Source organism: Methyloversatilis sp. S146-33 (assembly GCF_059552495.1).
Window position 1 is genome coordinate 1 of sequence record NZ_JCANOT010000041.1, and the last position, 19,253, is coordinate 19,253.

General features: G+C 65.4%; 18 protein-coding genes. 17 read left to right on the top strand and 1 reads right to left on the bottom strand.

Features of this window, described 5'->3' with window-relative positions:
- From AC51BJ_RS17430 to AC51BJ_RS17510, 17 genes are all read left to right on the top strand, one after another.
- Window positions 1–223 (top strand): hypothetical protein (locus AC51BJ_RS17430; RefSeq protein WP_496278962.1); only part of this gene is annotated, 223 nt, incomplete at its 5' end.
- 68 nt (window positions 224–291) lie between these two features.
- Window positions 292–1,176, top strand: coding sequence for a CheR family methyltransferase (locus tag AC51BJ_RS17435; protein WP_051102819.1), 885 nt, complete (start codon window positions 292–294; stop codon window positions 1,174–1,176).
- Complete coding sequence (gene cheD / locus AC51BJ_RS17440; protein WP_430434749.1) at window positions 1,151–1,780, top strand: chemoreceptor glutamine deamidase CheD; 630 nt, start codon at window positions 1,151–1,153, stop codon at window positions 1,778–1,780. Before AC51BJ_RS17435 ends, cheD begins: the two co-directional genes overlap by 26 nt.
- 23 nt (window positions 1,781–1,803) lie before the next feature.
- Complete coding sequence (locus AC51BJ_RS17445) at window positions 1,804–2,877, top strand: protein-glutamate methylesterase/protein-glutamine glutaminase (protein ID WP_496281079.1); 1,074 nt, start codon at window positions 1,804–1,806, stop codon at window positions 2,875–2,877.
- Window positions 2,878–2,924: 47 nt separating this feature from the next.
- Entirely contained in the window at window positions 2,925–3,230 is a 306-nt protein-coding gene (locus AC51BJ_RS17450; protein ID WP_430434747.1) for an STAS domain-containing protein, read from the top strand.
- A gap of 176 nt (window positions 3,231–3,406) precedes the next feature.
- Window positions 3,407–5,113 carry a methyl-accepting chemotaxis protein gene (locus tag AC51BJ_RS17455; protein WP_496281080.1) on the top strand — a complete coding sequence of 569 codons (1,707 nt, stop codon included), beginning with the start codon at window positions 3,407–3,409 and terminating at the stop codon, window positions 5,111–5,113.
- A gap of 230 nt (window positions 5,114–5,343) precedes the next feature.
- Window positions 5,344–7,365, top strand: coding sequence for a methyl-accepting chemotaxis protein (locus tag AC51BJ_RS17460; RefSeq protein ID WP_430434745.1), 2,022 nt, complete (start codon window positions 5,344–5,346; stop codon window positions 7,363–7,365).
- 235 nt (window positions 7,366–7,600) lie between these two features.
- Complete coding sequence (locus AC51BJ_RS17465; RefSeq protein ID WP_496281081.1) at window positions 7,601–8,926, top strand: methyl-accepting chemotaxis protein; 1,326 nt, start codon at window positions 7,601–7,603, stop codon at window positions 8,924–8,926.
- Between the two features lie 145 nt (window positions 8,927–9,071).
- Window positions 9,072–10,043: a chemotaxis protein gene (locus AC51BJ_RS17470; protein ID WP_020165470.1), complete on the top strand. Its 972-nt coding sequence runs from the start codon at window positions 9,072–9,074 to the stop codon at window positions 10,041–10,043.
- Window positions 10,044–10,062: 19 nt separating this feature from the next.
- The gene (locus AC51BJ_RS17475) at window positions 10,063–11,007 is read left to right on the top strand and encodes a chemotaxis protein (RefSeq protein WP_020165469.1); all 945 of its coding nucleotides are present in this window, start codon (window positions 10,063–10,065) and stop codon (window positions 11,005–11,007) included.
- A gap of 14 nt (window positions 11,008–11,021) precedes the next feature.
- On the top strand, window positions 11,022–11,420 hold the full coding sequence (gene cheY / locus AC51BJ_RS17480) for a chemotaxis response regulator CheY (protein ID WP_496281082.1): 399 nt from the start codon (window positions 11,022–11,024) through the stop codon (window positions 11,418–11,420).
- A gap of 22 nt (window positions 11,421–11,442) precedes the next feature.
- Window positions 11,443–12,270, top strand: coding sequence for a protein phosphatase CheZ (gene cheZ / locus AC51BJ_RS17485; protein ID WP_430434741.1), 828 nt, complete (start codon window positions 11,443–11,445; stop codon window positions 12,268–12,270).
- 138 nt (window positions 12,271–12,408) lie between these two features.
- A complete protein-coding gene (locus AC51BJ_RS17490) occupies window positions 12,409–14,289 on the top strand; it encodes a chemotaxis protein CheA (protein ID WP_430435651.1) in 1,881 nt (626 codons plus the stop codon).
- A gap of 187 nt (window positions 14,290–14,476) precedes the next feature.
- Window positions 14,477–14,827 (top strand): hypothetical protein, encoded by a 351-nt coding sequence (locus tag AC51BJ_RS17495; protein ID WP_430434740.1) that lies wholly within the window; start codon window positions 14,477–14,479, stop codon window positions 14,825–14,827.
- 58 nt (window positions 14,828–14,885) lie between these two features.
- A complete protein-coding gene (locus AC51BJ_RS17500; protein WP_425761485.1) occupies window positions 14,886–15,215 on the top strand; it encodes a DUF3135 domain-containing protein in 330 nt (109 codons plus the stop codon).
- 223 nt (window positions 15,216–15,438) lie between these two features.
- The gene (flhB, locus tag AC51BJ_RS17505; RefSeq protein ID WP_430434739.1) at window positions 15,439–16,575 is read left to right on the top strand and encodes a flagellar biosynthesis protein FlhB; all 1,137 of its coding nucleotides are present in this window, start codon (window positions 15,439–15,441) and stop codon (window positions 16,573–16,575) included.
- A 124-nt stretch (window positions 16,576–16,699) separates the two neighbouring features.
- Entirely contained in the window at window positions 16,700–18,337 is a 1,638-nt protein-coding gene (locus AC51BJ_RS17510) for a methyl-accepting chemotaxis protein (RefSeq protein WP_496281083.1), read from the top strand.
- Between the two features lie 92 nt (window positions 18,338–18,429).
- Here AC51BJ_RS17510 and AC51BJ_RS17515 read toward each other — a convergent pair whose 3' ends face one another.
- Window positions 18,430–19,212 carry an outer membrane lipoprotein gene (locus AC51BJ_RS17515; RefSeq protein WP_496281084.1) on the bottom strand — a complete coding sequence of 261 codons (783 nt, stop codon included), beginning with the start codon at window positions 19,210–19,212 and terminating at the stop codon, window positions 18,430–18,432.
- Window positions 19,213–19,253: the final 41 nt, after the last annotated feature.

Consider the following 19,253-nt stretch of genomic DNA (forward strand, 5'->3'; position numbering starts at 1 on the left):
GGCGGAGAGCCTGGAAGAGCAGGCGCGTTCGCTGATGCGTGCGGTGGGGCAGTTCAAGCTGGACGAGGGCGGTCGTGTGGCGTCGTCGTTCGATGCAGTGCGCGAGGCGGCGAACAGCGAACCGGTGCTGCCGCGTTCGCGTGGCGGTGCGCTGGGCAAGGTCAAGCGCATCGCGCCGACGGCGCAGCCCGCCTTCGCTGAAGAGGAATGGGAAGAGTTCTGAACGCAGGCAGTGACTGAATCGTCCTTCCAAATGGAATCCGCATCGTGAACACAGGCAGCAAGGCAAGCATCACCACGCACAACGCGGCGCAGATCACGCGCCAGCTGTCGGAGGTGAAGACTCTGACCGGCAGTACGCGCGAGTTCAGCTTCACGCGCGAGGACTTCGACCGCATCGCGAAGATGATCCATCAGTACGCTGGCATCTCGCTGTCGCCGATCAAGTTCGACATGGTGTACAGCCGGCTGGCACGCCGGCTGCGCGCCACCGGCGACGCGACCTTCGCCGACTACATCCGCCGGCTGGAGCGCAACGACCGCACCGAATGGGAAACCTTCGTCAATTCGCTGACGACCAATCTCACGTCCTTCTTCCGCGAAGCACATCACTTCGATCTGCTGAAGCAGCACCTGACCAAGCTCGGCAAGCCCAACGCGCGCATCTGGTGCAGCGCTGCCTCGACCGGCGAGGAGCCGTACTCGATCGCCATCACCTGTTGCGAGCTGTACGGCAGCATGACGCCGCCGGTCGAAATCATCGCCTCCGACATCGACACCCAGGTGCTGGCGCAGGGCCAGGCGGGCGTCTATGGCGAAGAGCGCATCGAAAAGCTGTCGCCTGAACTGGTGCGCAAGTACTTCCTGCGCGGCACCGGCAGCCGTTCGGGTGAAGTGAGGGTGCGTCCGGAACTGCAGCGGCTGATCCGCTTCACCCGGGTGAACCTGCTCGAACCGAACTGGCCGGTACGTGGGCCGCTGGAAGCCATCTTCTGCCGCAATGTCATGATCTATTTCGACAAGCCCACGCAGTACGGCATCCTCAAGCGCTATGTGCCGTTGCTGCGGCCCGACGGGCTGCTGTTTGCCGGCCACTCGGAGAGCTTCTCGCACGCGGTCGACCTGTTCCGCAATCTGGGAAGGACGGTTTATGCGCGTGCTGACGGCGGTCGATAATCACGGCCCGGGCCTGATCGAGCATCAGGCGGCGCAGCGCTATTTTGACCGCAACTTCTCGCGCGAGGCGGTCAAGATCCTGCCGGGTGAGTTCTTCGTCACCACGCGTGACATGCTGCTGGTGACGGTGCTCGGCTCCTGCGTCGCCGCCTGCATACGCGATCCTGAGCGCGGCATCGGCGGCATGAACCACTTCATGCTGCCGGACGCCGGCAGCGGTGTCATGAGCCGTTCGGCACGCTACGGTGCTTACGCGATGGAACTGCTGGTGAACGAACTGATCAAGGCCGGGGCACGTCGCTCGGCGCTGCAGGCCAAGGTGTTCGGCGGCGGGCGCGTGATGGCGACGCTGGCCAATGCCAATGTCGGCGAGCGCAACGCCGATTTCGTGCTCGACTATCTGGCCAACGAGGGCATTCCGGTGCTGGCGCAGGATCTGCTGGACAGTCATGCACGAAAGATCTATTTCTTCCCGCACGCCGGGCGTGTGCTGATGAAGAAACTTGCCCGCGTGAACAACGATACGCTGGCGCGCCGCGAACGCGAGTACCAGGAAAGACTCGCCCGCGACGACGCATCGGGCGACATCGAGCTGTTCTCCTGAACGGGGGCAGCGAGGAGCATGGAATGAAGATCAGGGTTCTGGTGGTCGACGATTCCGCGGTGATGCGGGCGGTGCTGACCGAGATCATCAATCAGGCGCCCGACATGGAAGTCGTGGGCACGGCGCCCGATGCGGCCGTGGCCCGGCAGAAGGTGAAGGAAACCTCGCCCGACGTGCTGACGCTCGACGTCGAAATGCCGAACATGAACGGCCTCGAATTTCTCGACAAGGTGATGCGGCTGCGCCCGATGCCGGTCATCATGATTTCGAGCCAGACCGCGCAGGGGTCGGAAACCACGCTGCAGGCACTCGAACTGGGCGCGGTCGATTACGTGGCCAAGCCGCGTGGATCGCTGGCCGGCCTGCCGGTCAGCTATGCGCAGGAAATACACGAGAAGATCCGCGCCGCGCATGGCGCGCGGCTGAAGGTGCTGCGGACCGCACCGGCCGAGCCAGCGACCGCGGCCGCGCGGCCGGCGACCGCCGCCGCCACGTCGGCGTGGGGCGACCGCATCGTCTGCATCGGCGCGTCGACCGGCGGCACCGAAGCGATCAAGGAAGTGCTGTGCCGACTGCCGGCCAATATGCCCGGCATCGTGATGGTGCAGCACATGCCTGAAATGTTCACCGCGAGCTTCGCCCGCCGCCTCGATTCGCTGGCCCGTGTCCGCGTCAAGGAGGCGGAGCAGGGCGAGCGCATCCTGCCCGGTCATGCCTATCTGGCGCCTGGGCATTCGCATCTGGAAATCCGCCGCAGCGGCACCGGCTATGTCTGCGAACTGCTGCAGACGCCGCCTTACAACCGTCACCGGCCGGCGGTAGACGTGCTGTTCAATTCGGCCGCCCAGCACGCGCGTGGCAGCGCGGTCGCTGCCTTGTTGACCGGCATGGGCAAGGACGGCGCCCAGGGCATGCTGGCCATGCGCCGCGCCGGCGCATGGACCATAGGGCAGGACCAGGAAAGCTGTGTCGTATATGGCATGCCGCGCGAGGCCGCTCAGATCGGCGCCTGCTGCGAGGTGGCGCCACTGAACCAGGTGGCCGAGCGCATCGTTGCCGCACTGCAGGGAGGACGCCGGGTCGCCGCTCACGCATGAGCCGTTGACGCCTCGTTCAATCATCCACTCACTGATAAAGATCCAGCATGGAAATCCGTACCTCGGTCATCGACCGACTCGCCCGCATCTCGTTGGGTGGCCGCTTCGACTTCTCCGCGCATCGCGCATTCCGTGAGACCACCGAGCGGATGATGGCGGGCGACGCCCTCGACACGCTCGAAATCGACCTGGCTGCGGTGAGCTATCTCGACAGCTCGGCGCTGGGCATGCTGCTGATGCTGCGCGACAAGGCGCGCGCCGCCCATTGCGTCGTGCGACTCGTGAACTGCAGTGCGCCGGTGCGCCAGGTCATCGAGGTCGCCAATTTCCAGAAGCTGTTTACAGTCACCTGAGGTTCCCTGTCGGACCCCCGCGAGGCGCTGCCACGGCAAGCGTCTCAAGTTCGGACGCTTCAGGTCGTAACTCCCTTCACCACGGACAGGCACACGATGCCCAGGGTCCGACCGTACCGCGCGGGCGATGGGGCTTGCGCGATGCGGAAAGACCCTTACCGGACAGGAGAGGAACGATGACAACAAGCAAGCGCGCAGCGACGCGCAGCATTTTGCCCTGGCTGGGCCTTTTTTCCGCACTGCTGATCACCCACCTCGGCCTTTACGCGTACAGCGCATCGGCCTTCACCCTGAGCGGCGCACTGATTGCCGCGGCCTTGGCCGCGACGGGGGCTTTCATTGCACGCACAACGGCGGTCCTGTTGTTTGAGCGTCCGCTCGAAACCATGGTCGCCGGCCTCGAACGCGCCCGCATGTCAGGCGATCTCACCTATCGACTGGACGTACGCGGCGGCGGCGCACTGCCTCGACTGGCGGAAAGCTATAACCGCTTGGTGACCGAGTTCAGCGCAGCGATGGCCAAGATGCTGTTCACCTCGAAGCGGCTGCAGGACACCTGCAGCGGCCTCGGCAAGGGGGCAGAGCGTGTCGCCGGCTCAGCCGAGCAGCAGTGTGCGGCCTCACAAGCGGCCAGCGGTGATGTCGGCAATATGAAGGCCAGCATGGAGGCGGCAACCGAAGCGGCCGCCGGCACCGTGGACGATGCGACCCGATCGCGCGAGCTGTCGCAGAAGGGGGCGCAGGTGGTCAGCCGCGTCGCCGAGGAGATGGCGCGCGTTGCCGGCAGCGTGTCCGAAAGCGCGCGCCAGATCGAACATCTGGGGAAGCGCTCGGAGGAGATCGGCTCGGTCGTTCAGGTGATCCGCGAGATCGCCGACCAGACCAATCTGCTGGCGCTGAACGCAGCGATCGAGGCGGCGCGTGCCGGCGAGCAGGGCCGCGGCTTCGCGGTCGTGGCCGACGAGGTGCGCAAGCTGGCCGAGCGGACGGCCGCGTCCACCGGGCAGATCCATTCGATGATTTCCGCCGTGCAGCGTGAAACCGCTGATGCCGCCTCGGTCATCCGCGCCAGCGCGGTCGAGGCGCGCACCGGCGCCGACCTGACCAGCGAGGCGGTGGCCACGCTGGAAAGCATCCGCGAATGTGCCGACGCGACGCTGGAGCGCGTGGGCGGCACGGTCGAAGCCATGCGTCAGAACCGGGCGCTGGGTGAACAGGTCGAGCAGCACGTGCAGCGCATTTTCGCGATGGCGGAATCGAATCGCGAGGTCTCCAGTTCGACCGCTGCCGAGGCGTCACGACTGGACGTGCTATCAAGCAATCTGGCCGAGTTGTCGCAGGTGTTCCGCCTTGGCAGCTACGGCGAGCAGGCGGTTGCTGCCCACGCCCGCATGCCGGAGATCGTCGCCGACGCGGCGCAGCGCATCGGCGCCTGCCTGGAGGCGGCGGTCAAGCGCGGCGAAATCCGGATGGAAGACCTGTTCGACGAGAACTACCAGCCGATCGCCGGCACCAAGCCGACCAAGTACAGCACCAAGTTCGACGCCCTGACCGACCGCCTGTTCCCGGCGATCCAGGAGCCTCTGCTCGAACGACATGCAGGGCTGATCTACGCCGGCGCGGTCGACCGCAAGGGCTATTTCCCGACACACAACAAGCGTTTCTCGCAGCCGCTGACCGGCGACGAAAAGAAGGACATCGCCGGCAACCGCACCAAGCGCATCTTCGACGACCCGGTCGGACGTCGCTGCGGTGCGCACAGCCAGCCTTTCCTGATCCAGACCTATCGCCGCGACACCGGCGAGGTGGTGCACGACATTTCGGCACCGATCTACGTTGGCGGCCGGCAGTGGGGCGGCTTCCGCATCGGCTACGCTGCCTGATCTGCCGGCTGCGCGAGCTAAGGACGACGGGGCGCCTGTGGGCGCCCCGTTGCATTTGATGCATATCAAATGAATGCTGCGTTGCAGAAAGTTCGCTCAACCCTGGATGCAGTCTGCCGTAACTCTGTCAGGCGGGTCGTGAAGGGGTATCGACCCCGGGGAGCCCGCCTCGACACCGTATCCGGCTAATGCACGCAGTGCCGCGTGCCCCAGCCGCCCGAGGAGAGACCATGAACGCCCTGCTTTATCCCGCCCGCGCCCTGATGTCGCGCCTGCGGTTCGCTCCGAAGATGATGCTCGTGATGGGCATACTGCTCGCCATGCTCGTGGCGCTTGCCACCACCGTTGCGATGTCCCGGCTGGACAGTCTGCGCATGATGGAACGCGAGCACATCGGCGCCGAGTATCTGCGTGCGCTGCTCGGCACGATGACTGCAGTTCAGCAGCATCGCGGCATGTCATCCGCCATGCTCAACGGCGACGCCTCGCAGGCGGCGAAGGTCGAGGCCAAGGCGGCCGAGGTCGCACGCGGTCTCGATACGCTGAAGGCGCTGAACGCCGCCGATCCGGAACTGCTCGTGCAGCAGGCGCAGATCGAACGCCTGTCCGGAGAGTGGGCAGCGGTGAGACAGCAGATGAGCGGTTCGACCGGCGCGGCCAACTTCGCCCGCCATTCGACGATGATCGACAGGCTGCTGAACGACTTCCGCTCGGTATCCGATCGGTCGGGCATGAGCTTCGACCCCTATCCCGATACCTTCACGTTGGTCGAGGCCGCCGTGAACGTCGCGCCCTTCACCATCGAAAATTTGGCTAGGCTGCGCGGCCGTGCCGCCTCGATCAGCGCGCGTGGCACGGTCACGCCGGACGAGGCAATCGAACTGGGCGCGCTGCTGCAGCTGGCCGCCCGCCGCGTCGCCTCGATGGATCAGGTGAACGAACGTGTGCGCAGCTTCGCGCCCGAGCATGCGCCGCGCGTTGCCGCCGAGATCGACAAGCTGCGCACCGCCTTCGCCTCGACCGCCGAGTTGCTGAACGCCTCACTGAAGGCGCAGCGCTTTGACCTGCCGCCGGCCGAGGTGTTTGCCCGCGCTTCGGTGCCGGTCGAGGCGTCGGTCGGCACCATGACCGCGCTGCTCGACACCGCCGACCTCGGCATCAAGGCGCATTCGCAGCGACTGATGGTCGATCTGACGCTGACCTGCGTGCTGCTCGCCGCCGGGCTGCTGCTGTCGGTCTATCTGGCGCTCGGCCTGTACGCGTCGCTGAAGGACGCGATCGGTCACACGATAGAGGGTGGCCGTCGTCTGGCCGAGGGCGATCTGACGGCGCGCATCCGTGTCGCCAGCCAGGACGAATTCGGCGACATCGCCAACAGCTTCAACAGCATGGCCGACAGCTTGTCCGGTCTGATCGCCCGCGTGAAATCGTCGGCCGGTGAGGTCAGCCAGGTGACGATGGCGCTCGCCAGCGCGACGCAGCAGATCAGCGAGGCGTCGGCCGGCCAGAGCCAGTCGGCGTCCGCCATGGCGGCCACGATCGAGGAACTGTCGGTGTCGATCAACAGCGTGTCCGACAGTGCGGCCGAAATGCGCCGTCACGCCGAATCGAGCCGCGAGGAAGCGGCCCAGGGCCATCATGCGATCGATGCGGTGAGCCATGAACTGGATGCGGTCGGCCACGTGGTGGGCGAGATTTCGCAGGCGGCCGGTGCCTTCATCGAAAGCACCCGTGCCATTGGCGACATGACCCGTCAGGTCAAGGACATCGCCGAACAGACCAATCTGCTGGCGCTGAACGCCGCGATCGAGGCGGCGCGCGCCGGCGAGCAGGGCCGCGGCTTCGCGGTCGTCGCCGACGAGGTGCGCAAGCTGGCCGAGAAGTCGGCGGTGTCTGCACAGCAGATCGACGAAGTGACGCGCGCGCTCGACGCCCGCGCCGGCAGCGTCGAGAGCGTGGTGCGCCGCGGCGTGCAGGCGATCGACAACTCGCGCAATCAGCTGACCGAGGTGGTCGGCGCGCTCGGCCGCGCGGCTGACGCGGCAGCATCGACTTCGCAGGGCATAAGCGGCATTGCCGAATCGGTCAGCGAACAGACCATCGCCAGCCACGACGTCGCCCGTTCGGTCGAGCAGATCGCGCAGATGAGCGAAGAGAACAGCTCGGCCATCACCGCCATGGCCAATGAGGCGCAGCACCTGCGCGCGCTGGCCATGGGGCTGGAAGAGGCGGGCGCACGCTTCCGCGTCTGAGTGCATCGCAACATCGCAAAAAGCCCGTACCGGCGTGCCGGGCGGGCTTTTCTGCTTTCTGCGGTGCGTGCCCGGCAGGCTCTGTGAAATTTCCATGCATCGAGCGGGGATATAACTTAAGTCTTACATGCCGAGGGCGTTATTCCCTTGCGATCGCAGCTCTGCGCGGACCGTCCGGCGAGCCCGGGCAACTTCATACGACCAGCATGCTGGAGACGAAAGAGGAGAAAAGAACATGTTCGGGAACAAAGGCAAGCAACTGGAAGCGCGTCTTGGTGAGTGTGAAATACGGGCTGCGGCCACGAAAGCACTGATCGATGCCATCGACCGCTCGATGGCCATCATCGAGTTCGAACCCGACGGCAAGGTGATCGGAGCGAATGCCAACTTCTCCCGCGTGATGGGCTACGGCGTGTCTGAACTACCGGGCATGCACCACCGGAGTTTCTGTCAGCCCGCGTACGCGTCGTCGACTGCCTACACCGACATGTGGGCCCGTCTGGCGCGAGGCGATTTCGTGTCCGGCCGCTTTCCGCGGGTCGCCCGCGACGGTCGTGAAATCTGGCTGGAAGCCAGCTACAACCCCGTGCTGGGCGCCGACGGCCGGGTCGTGAAGGTGGTCAAGGTGGCCAGCGACATCACCGACAAGGTGCGCGCCGAGAGCGAAGCCACCGCCTTGCTCAACGCGATCAACCGCTCGATGGCGGTCATTTCCTTTACGCCGGACGGCACCATACTCGATGCCAACCCGAACTTCCTGAAGACGGTCGGCTACTCGAAAGACGAAGTCGTCGGGCGTCATCACCGCATCTTCTGTGAAGCCGAGGAGGTCGCCGCGCCCGGGTACGCGGCGTTCTGGCAGCGCCTTTCCAGCGGCGAGTTCGTCGCCGGTGACTTCAAGCGCCTGGCACGCGACGGCCGGGTGGTCTGGCTGGAGGCGAGCTACAACCCGGTGTTCGACCCGGCCGGCAAGCTTTACAAGGTGGTCAAGTTCGCGACCGACATCACCGAGAAGAAAGTGCAGCAACTGGCGGAGCAGGAAAGCGCACGCGTCGCCTGGCGCGTGTCCAGCGAAACCGACGCCATCGCCACCGAAGGTGCGGCCATCATCGAACGGGCGTCGTCGGAAATGCGCGCCATCGCTGAAACGGTCCAGCTCACGTCGGACCGGGTAGGGGAACTGGGCAAGCAGTCCGACCAGATCACCAGCATCGTCAAGACCATCCGTGAGATCGCCGACCAGACCAATCTGCTGGCGCTCAACGCAGCCATCGAAGCCGCTCGCGCCGGCGAGCAGGGCCGCGGCTTTGCGGTGGTGGCCGACGAGGTGCGCAAGCTGGCCGAGCGGACCAGCCTGTCCACCGCCGAAATCGGCGGCATGGTGCAGCGCATACAGGATGGCACGCGCAGCGCCATCGTGAGCATGGAATCCAGCCTGGTGAAAGCCGGCAGCGGCGTCGAACTGGCGGGTAGCGCCGGACAGGCGATCAAACGCATCAGCAACGGTGCGCGTGAGGTCGTACAGGCGGTCAGCAAGTTCTCGTCGGTCGTCGATGGGTGAAGCAGGGCTGCGCGCCGACTGGGATTGACCGTCGGCGTGCCCGTCACCGCATCGTCACCTTGCGTTCAAGACTTTCCGACCCCTGCCGTAAACCCAGCATCACCCCCGCTTTTTTCGTGCCACTGACCAGACAGACGAGGCCGACATGTCAGAGTTGCTCAAGAATATCGATGCCCGCACCAAGCTCGCGGGCACCAACAAGCTCGAAATCCTGATGTTCTCGCTCGGCGTCGATACGCGAACGGGCAAGCGCGAAACCTTCGGCATCAACGTATTCAAGGTGCGCGAGGTCATGCGTACGCCGGGGGTGACCGCGGCGCCTGAAATGCCGCCGGCCGTCGAAGGCATGGTGAGCCTGCGTGGCGCGCTGGTGCCGGTGGTCGATCTGGCCAAGTTCGCCCAGTTCCCCAGCGAAACGCCGCGCGACGTGATGATCGTGACCGAGTACAACGGTCACACCCAGGGCTTCCTGGTCGAGTCGGTCGATACCATCCTGCGCCTGGACTGGTCGCAGATGCGCGTGCCGCCGGCAATGCTGACCGCCAATCTCGGTGGCCTGGTCACCGCCGTCACCGAACTGGCCGACGGCCGTCTGGTGATGATGCTGGACGTGGAGAAGATCCTGTCCGAGACCGCGGACATCGACAACGACCTGGCGTTCAAGGACATCGAGCCGCTGGGCATCGAAGGCGCCACCGTGTTCTTCTGCGACGATTCCCCGGTCGCCCGTAACCAGATCACCCGCACGCTGGACCTGATGGGCGTGCGCTACGTCAGCGCGATCAACGGCGCGCAGATGTGGACCGAACTGAAGAAGATCGCGTCCTACGCCGATGCCAGCGGTCGCAAGGTGAGCGATCTGGTGAGCATGATCCTGACCGATGTCGAGATGCCGGAAATGGACGGCTACATCCTGACCAAGCACATCAAGGCCGACCCGCGCTTCGCCGGCATCCCGGTGGTGATGCATTCCTCGCTGTCTTCCGGTTCGAACCAGCAGCTCGGCCGCTCGGTCGGTGTCGACGAATACGTATCGAAGTTCGAGGCGCAGCGTCTGGCGGAAACGATCAGCCGCCTGATCCGCCGCGGCAACGGTGGCGACCGTGCCGCCGCCTGAACGAGACTGGAGACAGACGATGGACAGAACCGATCAGAACCTGCTTGAACAAGTCGATGCCCGCACCAAGCTGGCAGGTTCGAACAAGATGGAAATCCTGCTGTTCTCGCTCGGCACGCACGAGCTGTTCGGCATCAATGTGTTCAAGGTGCGTGAAGTCAGCCGTACCCCGACCGTGACGCCGACGCCCAATATGCCGGGCGGAGTCGAAGGCCTCATTTCGCTGCGCGGCAACGTGATTCCGGTGCTGTCGCTGGCGCGCATCATGAATCTGGACGGCGCGCCCGAAGGCATGGGCGGCGCCATGATGGTGACCGAGTACAGCAAGCGCACGTTGGGCTTCCTGGTGCACGAGGTCGACCGCATCATCCGCGTCGACTGGGACCGCGTGCGCGCGCCCGAATCGGTGGTGACCAGCGAACAGCTCTACATCACCGCCATCACCGAACTGGACGACGGCCGGCTGGTGTCCATCCTGGACGTCGAAAGCATCATGGCCGGCACCTTCGGAGAGGCCGCCATCACCGACATACCGCCGCTGGGCGGCAACTACGAGCCGAACGTGTTCTTCGTCGATGACTCGGCGGTCGCCCGCAAGAAGATCGCCGAAGTGCTGGACCGGCTGAGCATCAAACACAAGCACGCCACCAATGGCGCCGAGGCCTGGTCCCGGCTGCAGGGCATGGCCGCGCATTCGTCGGCCACCGGCGCTCCGCTGACCGACGAGATCGACCTCATCCTGGTCGACGCCGAAATGCCCGAGATGGACGGCTATGTGCTGACCCGCAATATCAAGAATGACCCTCGTTTTGCCGACATACCGGTAGTCATGCACTCGTCGCTGTCGTCGGAAGCCAACCGTGCGATGGGCAAGAGCGTCGGGGTGGACGCATACGTGGCGAAGTTCGATGCCGAAGTGCTGGCCGACACGCTGCGTCCGCTGCTGGCAACACATAAAGCCTGAGAGAGGTAGGCCCCATGTCTGATCCCAAGATGAAATTTCTCGTTGTCGATGACTTCTCGACCATGCGCCGCATCGTGCGCAACCTGCTGAAGGAACTCGGGTTCACCAATGTCGACGAGGCCGAGGACGGCGTGATCGCGCTGCAGAAGCTTAAGGCCAGCGAATTCGACTTCGTGGTGACCGACTGGAACATGCCGAACATGACCGGCATCGAGCTGCTGCGTTCCATCCGCGCCGATGCCGCGCTGAAGGCGCTGCCGGTGCTCATGATCACCGCCGAGGCGAAGAAGGAAAACATCATCGAGGCCGCCCAGGCCGGTGCGTCGGGCTACATCGTGAAGCCTTTCACCGCCGGTACGCTGAGCGAAAAGCTGAACAAGATTTTCGAGAAGATGAACCAGAAGGCCGCTTGAGCCTGCATCGGGAGAGGAAACCGTGAAGAAGCTGAAGCTTGACGAAACTGGCGATTCCGACGATCTGCAGGCCCTGTTCGACAGCATTGCCAGCGAGACGCCGCAAAAGGTGCGTCTCGAAGTCGTACCCGAGGCGGTAAACAGCGTCGGCGGCGATTCCGCCGACCTGGAGGCGCTGTTCGACACCGTAGCGACCGAATACACCACCTCTCACGCCGTCGACGAGTCGCATGAACTCGAACACAGCTGCGAAAACGTGTTCAACAAGGTCGGACATCTCGCCCGCCAGCTGCACGACACGCTGCGCCAGCTCGGCTACGACCACGCGCTGGAAGATGTGGCGCAGCAGATGCCGGATGCCCGCAGCCGCCTGAACTACGTCGCCCAGATGACCGAGAACGCGGCGAGTCGCGTGCTCAACGCGACCGACGTGGCGATCCCGCTGCAGGACGATGTCGAGAAGCGCTCCAGTGCGCTGCACGACCGCTGGGAAAAGCTGTACCGCAACGAGCTGTCGGTCGATGAGTTCAAGGCGCTGGCGAACGAAACCCGTGGTTTCCTCGGCGATGTGCCGGGCTTCGCCCGCGACACGCGCGCGCAGTTGAACGAAATCATGATGGCGCAGGATTTTCAGGATCTGACCGGTCAGGTCATCAAGAAAATCGTAGAAATGTCGCAACAGCTGGAGAGCGGCCTGCTGCAGGTGCTGATCGAAGCCATGCCGGCGGAGAAGCGGGCGGCAACGCCGGAAGGCCTGCTCAACGGACCGGTCATCAATTCGGAAGGCCGCAGCGACGTGGTGACCAGCCAGGAACAGGTCGACGACCTGCTCGAAAGCCTCGGCTTCTGAGACTGGCGAAGGATGGACGCACAACAAGGTCGGTGAGGCAGAACGCCGTTTCTGCCGGACCGTGACAACAGGTGCAGTTGGGCGGACGGATCGACGATCCGGTCGCCACAGGAGCGAAAGATGAGTGACTTTCAGGGAATGGAAGATCTGCTGCAGGACTTTCTGGTCGAGGCAACCGACCTGCTGTCCGGCGTGGACAACAAGCTGGTCGATCTCGAAAAGACCCCGGGCGACCGCGGCCTGCTGAACGAGATCTTCCGCGGTTTCCACACCATCAAGGGCGGTGCCGGCTTCCTGAACGCCGCCGAACTGGTCGCCCTCTGTCACCTGACCGAGAATCTTTTCGACAAGCTGCGCAACGGCGAAATGAACGTGACGCCGGTGCTGATGGACGTCATTCTCGACGCCACCGGCATCGTGCGCGACATGTTCGGCGCGCTGGAGCGCGGCATGCAGCCTACCGCCGCCGATCCCGACCTGATGGCCCGCCTGCGCGCCGCGCTGGCCGGCGAACTGACGGCAGAGCCGGCCAAGGCTGCCGCACCGGCTGCCCCGGTGGCGAAGCCGGTCGCGACTGCTGCGCCGGCACCTGTGGGCGCCGAACCCGACTGGGTGGCGCTGCACCAGGCCGTGACCGGCGTCGTGCCGTCCGCCCCGCAGGCGGTGCCCGAGCCGGCTGCAGCCCGTTCTGCCAACGACGGTGAAGTGGCCGCCGTGGTCAACGCCGCTTTCGGTCGCCGCGCCGGCGATCGTCCGGGCGCACCCGCCCCGAGCGGCCGCCGCGACGCCGAGAAGGGTCGCGACAATTCGATCCGCGTCGATACTTCGCGTCTGGACCAGGTACTGAACCTGTCCGGCGAGATCGGCCTGACCAAGAACCGCCTGACCTCGCTGCGCGCAGACATTCTGGCCGGCAAGAACGACAGCGATACGCTGCACGCGCTCGACGCCGCAGTGAGTCAGCTCGACCTGCTGGTGTCCGACCTGCAGAACGCGGTGATGAAGACCCGCATGCAGCCGATCGGCCGCCTGTTCCAGAAGTACCCGCGTATCGCCCGCGATCTCGCCCGCAACCTCGGCAAGGACGTCGAGCTGGCGCTGGTCGGTGAGGAAACCGAAATCGACAAGACGATGATCGAGGATCTGTCCGATCCCATCATCCACCTGATCCGCAACGCGGTCGATCATGGCGTCGAGACGCCGGACGAGCGCATGGCCCAGGGCAAGCCGGGCAAGTCGGTCGTGCGTCTGGAGGCGCGCCAGGAAGGCGATCACATCGTCATCATGGTGGCCGACGACGGCCGCGGCATGAATGCCGAGCGTCTGCGCGCCAAGGCGCTGGAGAAGGGGCTCATCACCGACGAGGAAGCGAACACGCTGGACGAGCGTTCCAGCCTGAACCTCGTGTTCCTGCCCGGCTTCTCGACCGCAGCCACGGTGTCCGACGTGTCCGGCCGCGGTGTCGGCATGGACGTGGTGAAGACCAACATCCAGAAGCTGAACGGCTCGATCGAAATCCGCTCGGTGCAGGGCAAGGGCACCACCTTCGTCATCTCGCTGCCGCTGACGCTGGCGATACTGCCGGTGCTGCTGGTGCGTCTGGCCGAACAGCACTTCGCGGTGCCGCTGTCGATGGTGCGCGAAATCCTGCCGATCCAGCACGAGGACATCCAGGAGGTCGGCGGTCGCGCCACCATGGTGGTGCGCGGCGAAGTGATGCCGGTGCTGCCGCTGGCCCGCCTGCTCGGCTGGCCGCAGAAGAATCATCCGCAGTACGGCGTGCTGATGCAGTCTGCCGAGTCGTCCTTCATCCTGGCGATCGACAATTTCGCCGGCCGTGAGGACGCGGTGATCAAGAGCCTGGACGACTTCCGTCCGAAGGGCGTGGCCGGTGTGACCACGCTGTCGAACGGCCAGATCGTGCTGATCCTCGACATGAAGGAACTGCTCGGCTCGATGGGCGACACGCGCGGCGTATCGCGTTCCAGCCTGATCGGTCACGTCGCCCGCGCCGCCTGACGCCCCCTGTTTCAACGCTGTTTCAAGGAGCCCGCCCGGGCCTGGTCCGGGCGGGCTCTTTTCCTTTTCCAGCCTGGGTTTCAGGGCTGTCTGCCTCGCAATCTCTCTGCCCCTAAAGACTTCAGTTCGAGGGTCGATAAGAAAGCATATCCGGCACTTCGCCGATCGCTACCGAGGGAGTCAAACCATGGCCGAAGCTACCCTGATCCAGCCGATTTCGTCCCCGTTCCCCGCCGCCGCGATGCTGCCTGCGGCCAGCATCCAGGCCCATCACGCTGAAATCATGCGATTGATGGATGCGATCGAAACGCTCGGCAACGAGGCGATGGTGACCGCGATGAATCTCGCCGGCGAGGCGGCCGAATCCGACGCACGAGGCCTCTTCATGCGCGCACAGGAAGTGCGCGCCTGGGTGCAGACCACGCTCGACATGGTCAATACCGACGCACTGTGCCCGGACCTGTCGGGTCAGCTCGCCTATCAGGGCGTCGAGCAGGCCGCACGCCTGGTTGCGGCGCGTGAAACCCTGCCGCGCTGAGATCGATCACTGTCTGTTCCAATCGCCGAAGCACGATTGATGCAGGCGAGGACACCGAGTGTCGAAAAATCCTGAGCAGGACTTCGATTTTGACGTCTGGAAGGAACTGGCCCATTCAGATCCCCAGACCTATTTCGCGGAGCGACGGCGCGTGATCGAACAATTCATCAATACCTGCCCACCGGACAAGCAGGCGGTTCTGCGCGACCTGCAGGTGCGCATCGATGCCAGCCGGGCGATGGCGGGCTCACCGAATCAGTCGGTGCGCGAGCTGTCGCGCATGATGGAGGACTACCTGCTCGCGCTGTCCGAGCGCCTGATGGCGTTGCACCGCGAAACGTCGGCGCTGCAGAGCTCGCTGCGTCAGGGATTGCGCGGCTCGACCTGAGTTGCCCACCGCCGGCGGGTCCTCCGGTCGCCCCGGCGCGTACTGCAGGGCTGGCGAGGCAGGCTACGGTCTGCCGTTTCGCGCCGCCCACTCCACACACCATTCTTGCCACGACTGACCCAGCCGCGGCCGCAGATGGGGTGATCTTCGGCCGCTGTTCCGCCGATTGCCGCCGGTCTCTGCGGCGCATCATCCTGCGCATTGCCGAACCGGGTCTGCGCACGTGGCAGAAGAAAGCGATCTCGAAAAGACAGAACCAGCGTCACAGCGACGACTGGAAAAGGCGCGCGAAGAAGGGCAGGTGCCTAACTCGCGCGAACTGGCGACCTTTCTCGTCACCATCACCGGTGTCGCCGGCATGTCTGCGCTCGCTGGCTGGATGTGGCCGCGCAGCGCCGATCTGCTGCGCGACGGGCTGACCATAGACCGGCGCGCCATCTTCGATCCGGCGGCGATGTTCGCGCTGCTGATCGAGCGCTCCACCGATGCCCTGCTGATGCTGGCGCCGCTGTTCATCGCGCTGATGCTGGCAGCCTTCGTGTCGCCCTTCCTGATGGCGGGCTGGAACTTCGCGCCGAAGGCACTCGAACCGAAATTCTCGAAACTGAATCCGGCAGCCGGTCTGAAGCGCATGTTCTCGTCCACGGCGGCGGTCGAGCTGGGCAAGAGCATCGGCAAGGCGACATTGGTCGGCGCCGTCGCGGCCTGGGTGGTCATGCGCGACCACGAGAAGCTGTTCGCACTGTTCGGTGCGCCGGTCGACGTCGCGCTCGGCGCCACCGGCGATCTGATCATGACGGCAACCCTGCTGCTGGTCGCCGGCATGGCGCTCATCGTCGCCATCGATGTGCCCTTCCAGCTCTGGCACTACCACTCCGAACTGAAGATGACCAAGGAGGAGGCGCGCCAGGAGTTCAAGGAGCAGGAGGGCGATCCGCACGTCAAGGGGCGCATCCGCCAGCAACAGCGCGAAATGGCGCGCAGCCGGATGATGGCCAACGTGCCCAAGGCCGACGTGGTGGTGACCAACCCGACCCACTACTCGGTTGCGCTGCGCTACGACGCGGCGCGCGGCGGTGCGCCGCGCGTGGTTGCCAAGGGGGCGGGCGAGGTGGCGCTGCGCATCCGTACCGTCGCCACCGAGCACGGCGTGCCGCTGGTCGAGGCGCCGCCGCTGGCGCGCGCGCTGCACAAGCACTGCGAACTGGAGCAGGAAGTGCCGGCACGACTGTTCCGCGCGGTGGCCGAGGTGCTGGCCTATGTGTACCAGCTGAATGACGCCTTTGCCCGCGGCGGCGGCATTCCGAAGATGCCCGACGACCTGCCGGTGCCGGAAGACATGGACCCGGGCAGCGACTGACCTGCCGTACAGGGGGCCTGTCCGACCGTATGTCGGATAGATGGATTCTCGCCTCAAGCGCTGTGTGCAGCAGCCGTTAAGTCGTTGAGTTTCATGCACACAATCAGCTCCTGAGGGACTCTCCATGAAGAACCTGAGAATCTCCACCCGTCTTGCGCTCGGCTTCGGTCTGATCGCACTCATCTTCGTTGCGGTGGCCGTTTTCGTTGAAATCCAGTCGGTGCGCATGAGTGCCAGCGCGCACGAAATCCGCGCGCTGACCCAGCCCAAGGTCGATGCGATCGCCGATCTCAACGATGCGGTACAGCGGGTGCGTGTCTATTCGCGCAGCGCCATCCTCGAAACCGAAGACGTCGCGATCCAGAAGGTACGCGTCAAGCTGGAAGGCTATGTCGGCAAGGCCGACGAGGCCGTCAAGCGCCTGGGCGCACTGGTCGCCTTGCCCGGCAGCGAACAGGCCGAGCGGGCGCTGTTTGCCCAGCTCGAACAGCGCTTGCAGGCCTTCCGCGGCATTTCGCAGGAGGTGCTGGCCCTGGCATTGGTCAATCGCAACACCGAGGCGAACGAACTGCTGCACTCGACGCATGGCCCAGCGGCGATTGCCCTGAATGAGGCGTCGATGGCGCTGCGCGAGCGCGTGCGCAGCCGCAACGACGGCGCCATCGCGGCGCTAGAGGACTCGGCCGAGGCACTGACGCGCGCCGTGGTTATCGCCGGTGCGCTGTTCATCGTCGCGGCAGTCGTCGTGTCGCTCATCATCACGCGCAGCATTTCCAGCCAGCTCGGCCATACCTTGTCCGCGGTGCGGCGGATCGCCGACGGTGACCTGACCACCGATCTGCGACCGGAGGGCGAGAGCGAGCCGGCGCAGGTGTTGCGCGCAGTCCAGTCGATGCAGCAGTCGCTGCGCGGCATGGTGCGCACGATAGGCGAGGCCACCGGCAAGCTCGGTGACTCGGCCGCCCACCTGTCGGGCGCCACCCAGCAGGTGCGGCTCGCCTCGGATTCGCAGGCGGAACTGGCGGCCGCGATGGCCGCCTCGCTGGAGGAGCTGTCGACCTCGATCACCCACGTCAGCGAGCTGAGCAACGAGGCGCGCGACGCGTCGCACGTGGCCGGTGAGCACGCCTCGGACGGTGCCAGCGACATCGGCCGCATGGTGGGGCAGATCCGCGAGGTGACCGAAGGCATCGAGAGCAGCGCGCAGCGCGCGCTCGAACTGGGCAGCGAAGTGGCGCATATCACCCGCATCGTCCATGTGATCCGTGACGTCGCTGACCAGACCAATCTGCTGGCGCTGAACGCAGCGATCGAGGCCGCGCGCGCCGGTGAGATGGGGCGGGGTTTTGCGGTGGTCGCCGACGAAGTGCGCAAACTGGCCGAACAGTCGGCGCGCTCGGCCACCGAGATCACCGACATGGTGACGCGCATCCAGAGTGGCGCGACCGAGGTGTCGAGCACCATGCAGAGCACGGTTCAGCGGGTGCATGCGGGTCTGGCGACGGCCGAGCAGGGACGGGCCAAGGTGCTGGACATCGATGCGCACGCCCGACAGGTCGCCGGCACGATAGGCGAGGTGTCCGGCGGCTTGCAGGAGCAGGCCGTAGCCAGCCAGGATCTGGCGCGGCGCGTCGAGCAGATCGTGCAGGTGGTCGAGGAGAACGCCAGTGCCGCAGCGTCGGTTGCCAGCTCGGCGAGCGAGCTGGCCAGCCTCTCCGAACAGCTGCAGGGTGAGGTGAGCCGCTTCCGCACGGCGGCCTGAGTCGGACAACACGCGGGCGAGCAGGCAAAAAAACGGGCACCACGCGGGTGCCCGAAAGGGGTCCTCAGAGAGAGGAAGGAGGAAACCTGTGTTCAGTCGGCCATGACGAGCCGGTTGCCCTGCAGCCTGACCTTGTCGCCGGTGCGCCAGACCGGTTCCGCGTCCAGCGTGACCGTGCGGTACTCGCCGTTTTCCATGCGCACACCCACTTCCCAGCGTGAGGTCGTGCGCTGCGTCTTTTCGACCTGATGGCCGGCATAGGCGCCGCCGGCAATGCCGATCAGCGTCGCGATCGTGCGCCCGCTGCCCTTGCCAACCTGATTGCCAAGCAGACCGCCAACCACGCCGCCGGCGGCGGCACCCAGACCGCTGGGGTCGGCCGGCGCCTTCACCTCGCGTACCGATTCGACCAGACCGCAGTCGGCGCAAACCGGCGCCGGAGCGCGATACTCGGCTTCGCTGCGCGGCAGCGTCTGCTCGTAGGCGGTGCGCGGCTGCGCCGGAATGACATCGATGCCCGAGTCGTAGGTCCGGTCCGCGACCTTGACCGCACCTGCCTCGCCAGCGTCGGCGACATGCACCTTCTTCGCTGGCACGGCCTTGACGACCGGCTTCTCGCTGCGCTTTTCAGCGGGCTTGTCAGCGACGGCGGTCGGCTGAGCCGGTTCGGGGGCGGCGACGACTGCTTGGGTCGCCGGAGCCGGCGTCGTGCCGGTCTGTGCGGCGGCCGCGATGACCGGTGCAGGCGTGGCCGGCTCGAAGAAGCCGGACATTTTGGCGATGCCGACTGCGCTGAAGGCGGTGACCGAGACAGCGGCCACCCACAGAGCGGGGTGAAGCGAACTGGCTGAAGCGGCACGGGCCGGGGCGTTCATCTGTAGTCTCCTGGGACTGGGGTGCGACAGTGCAAGTAACG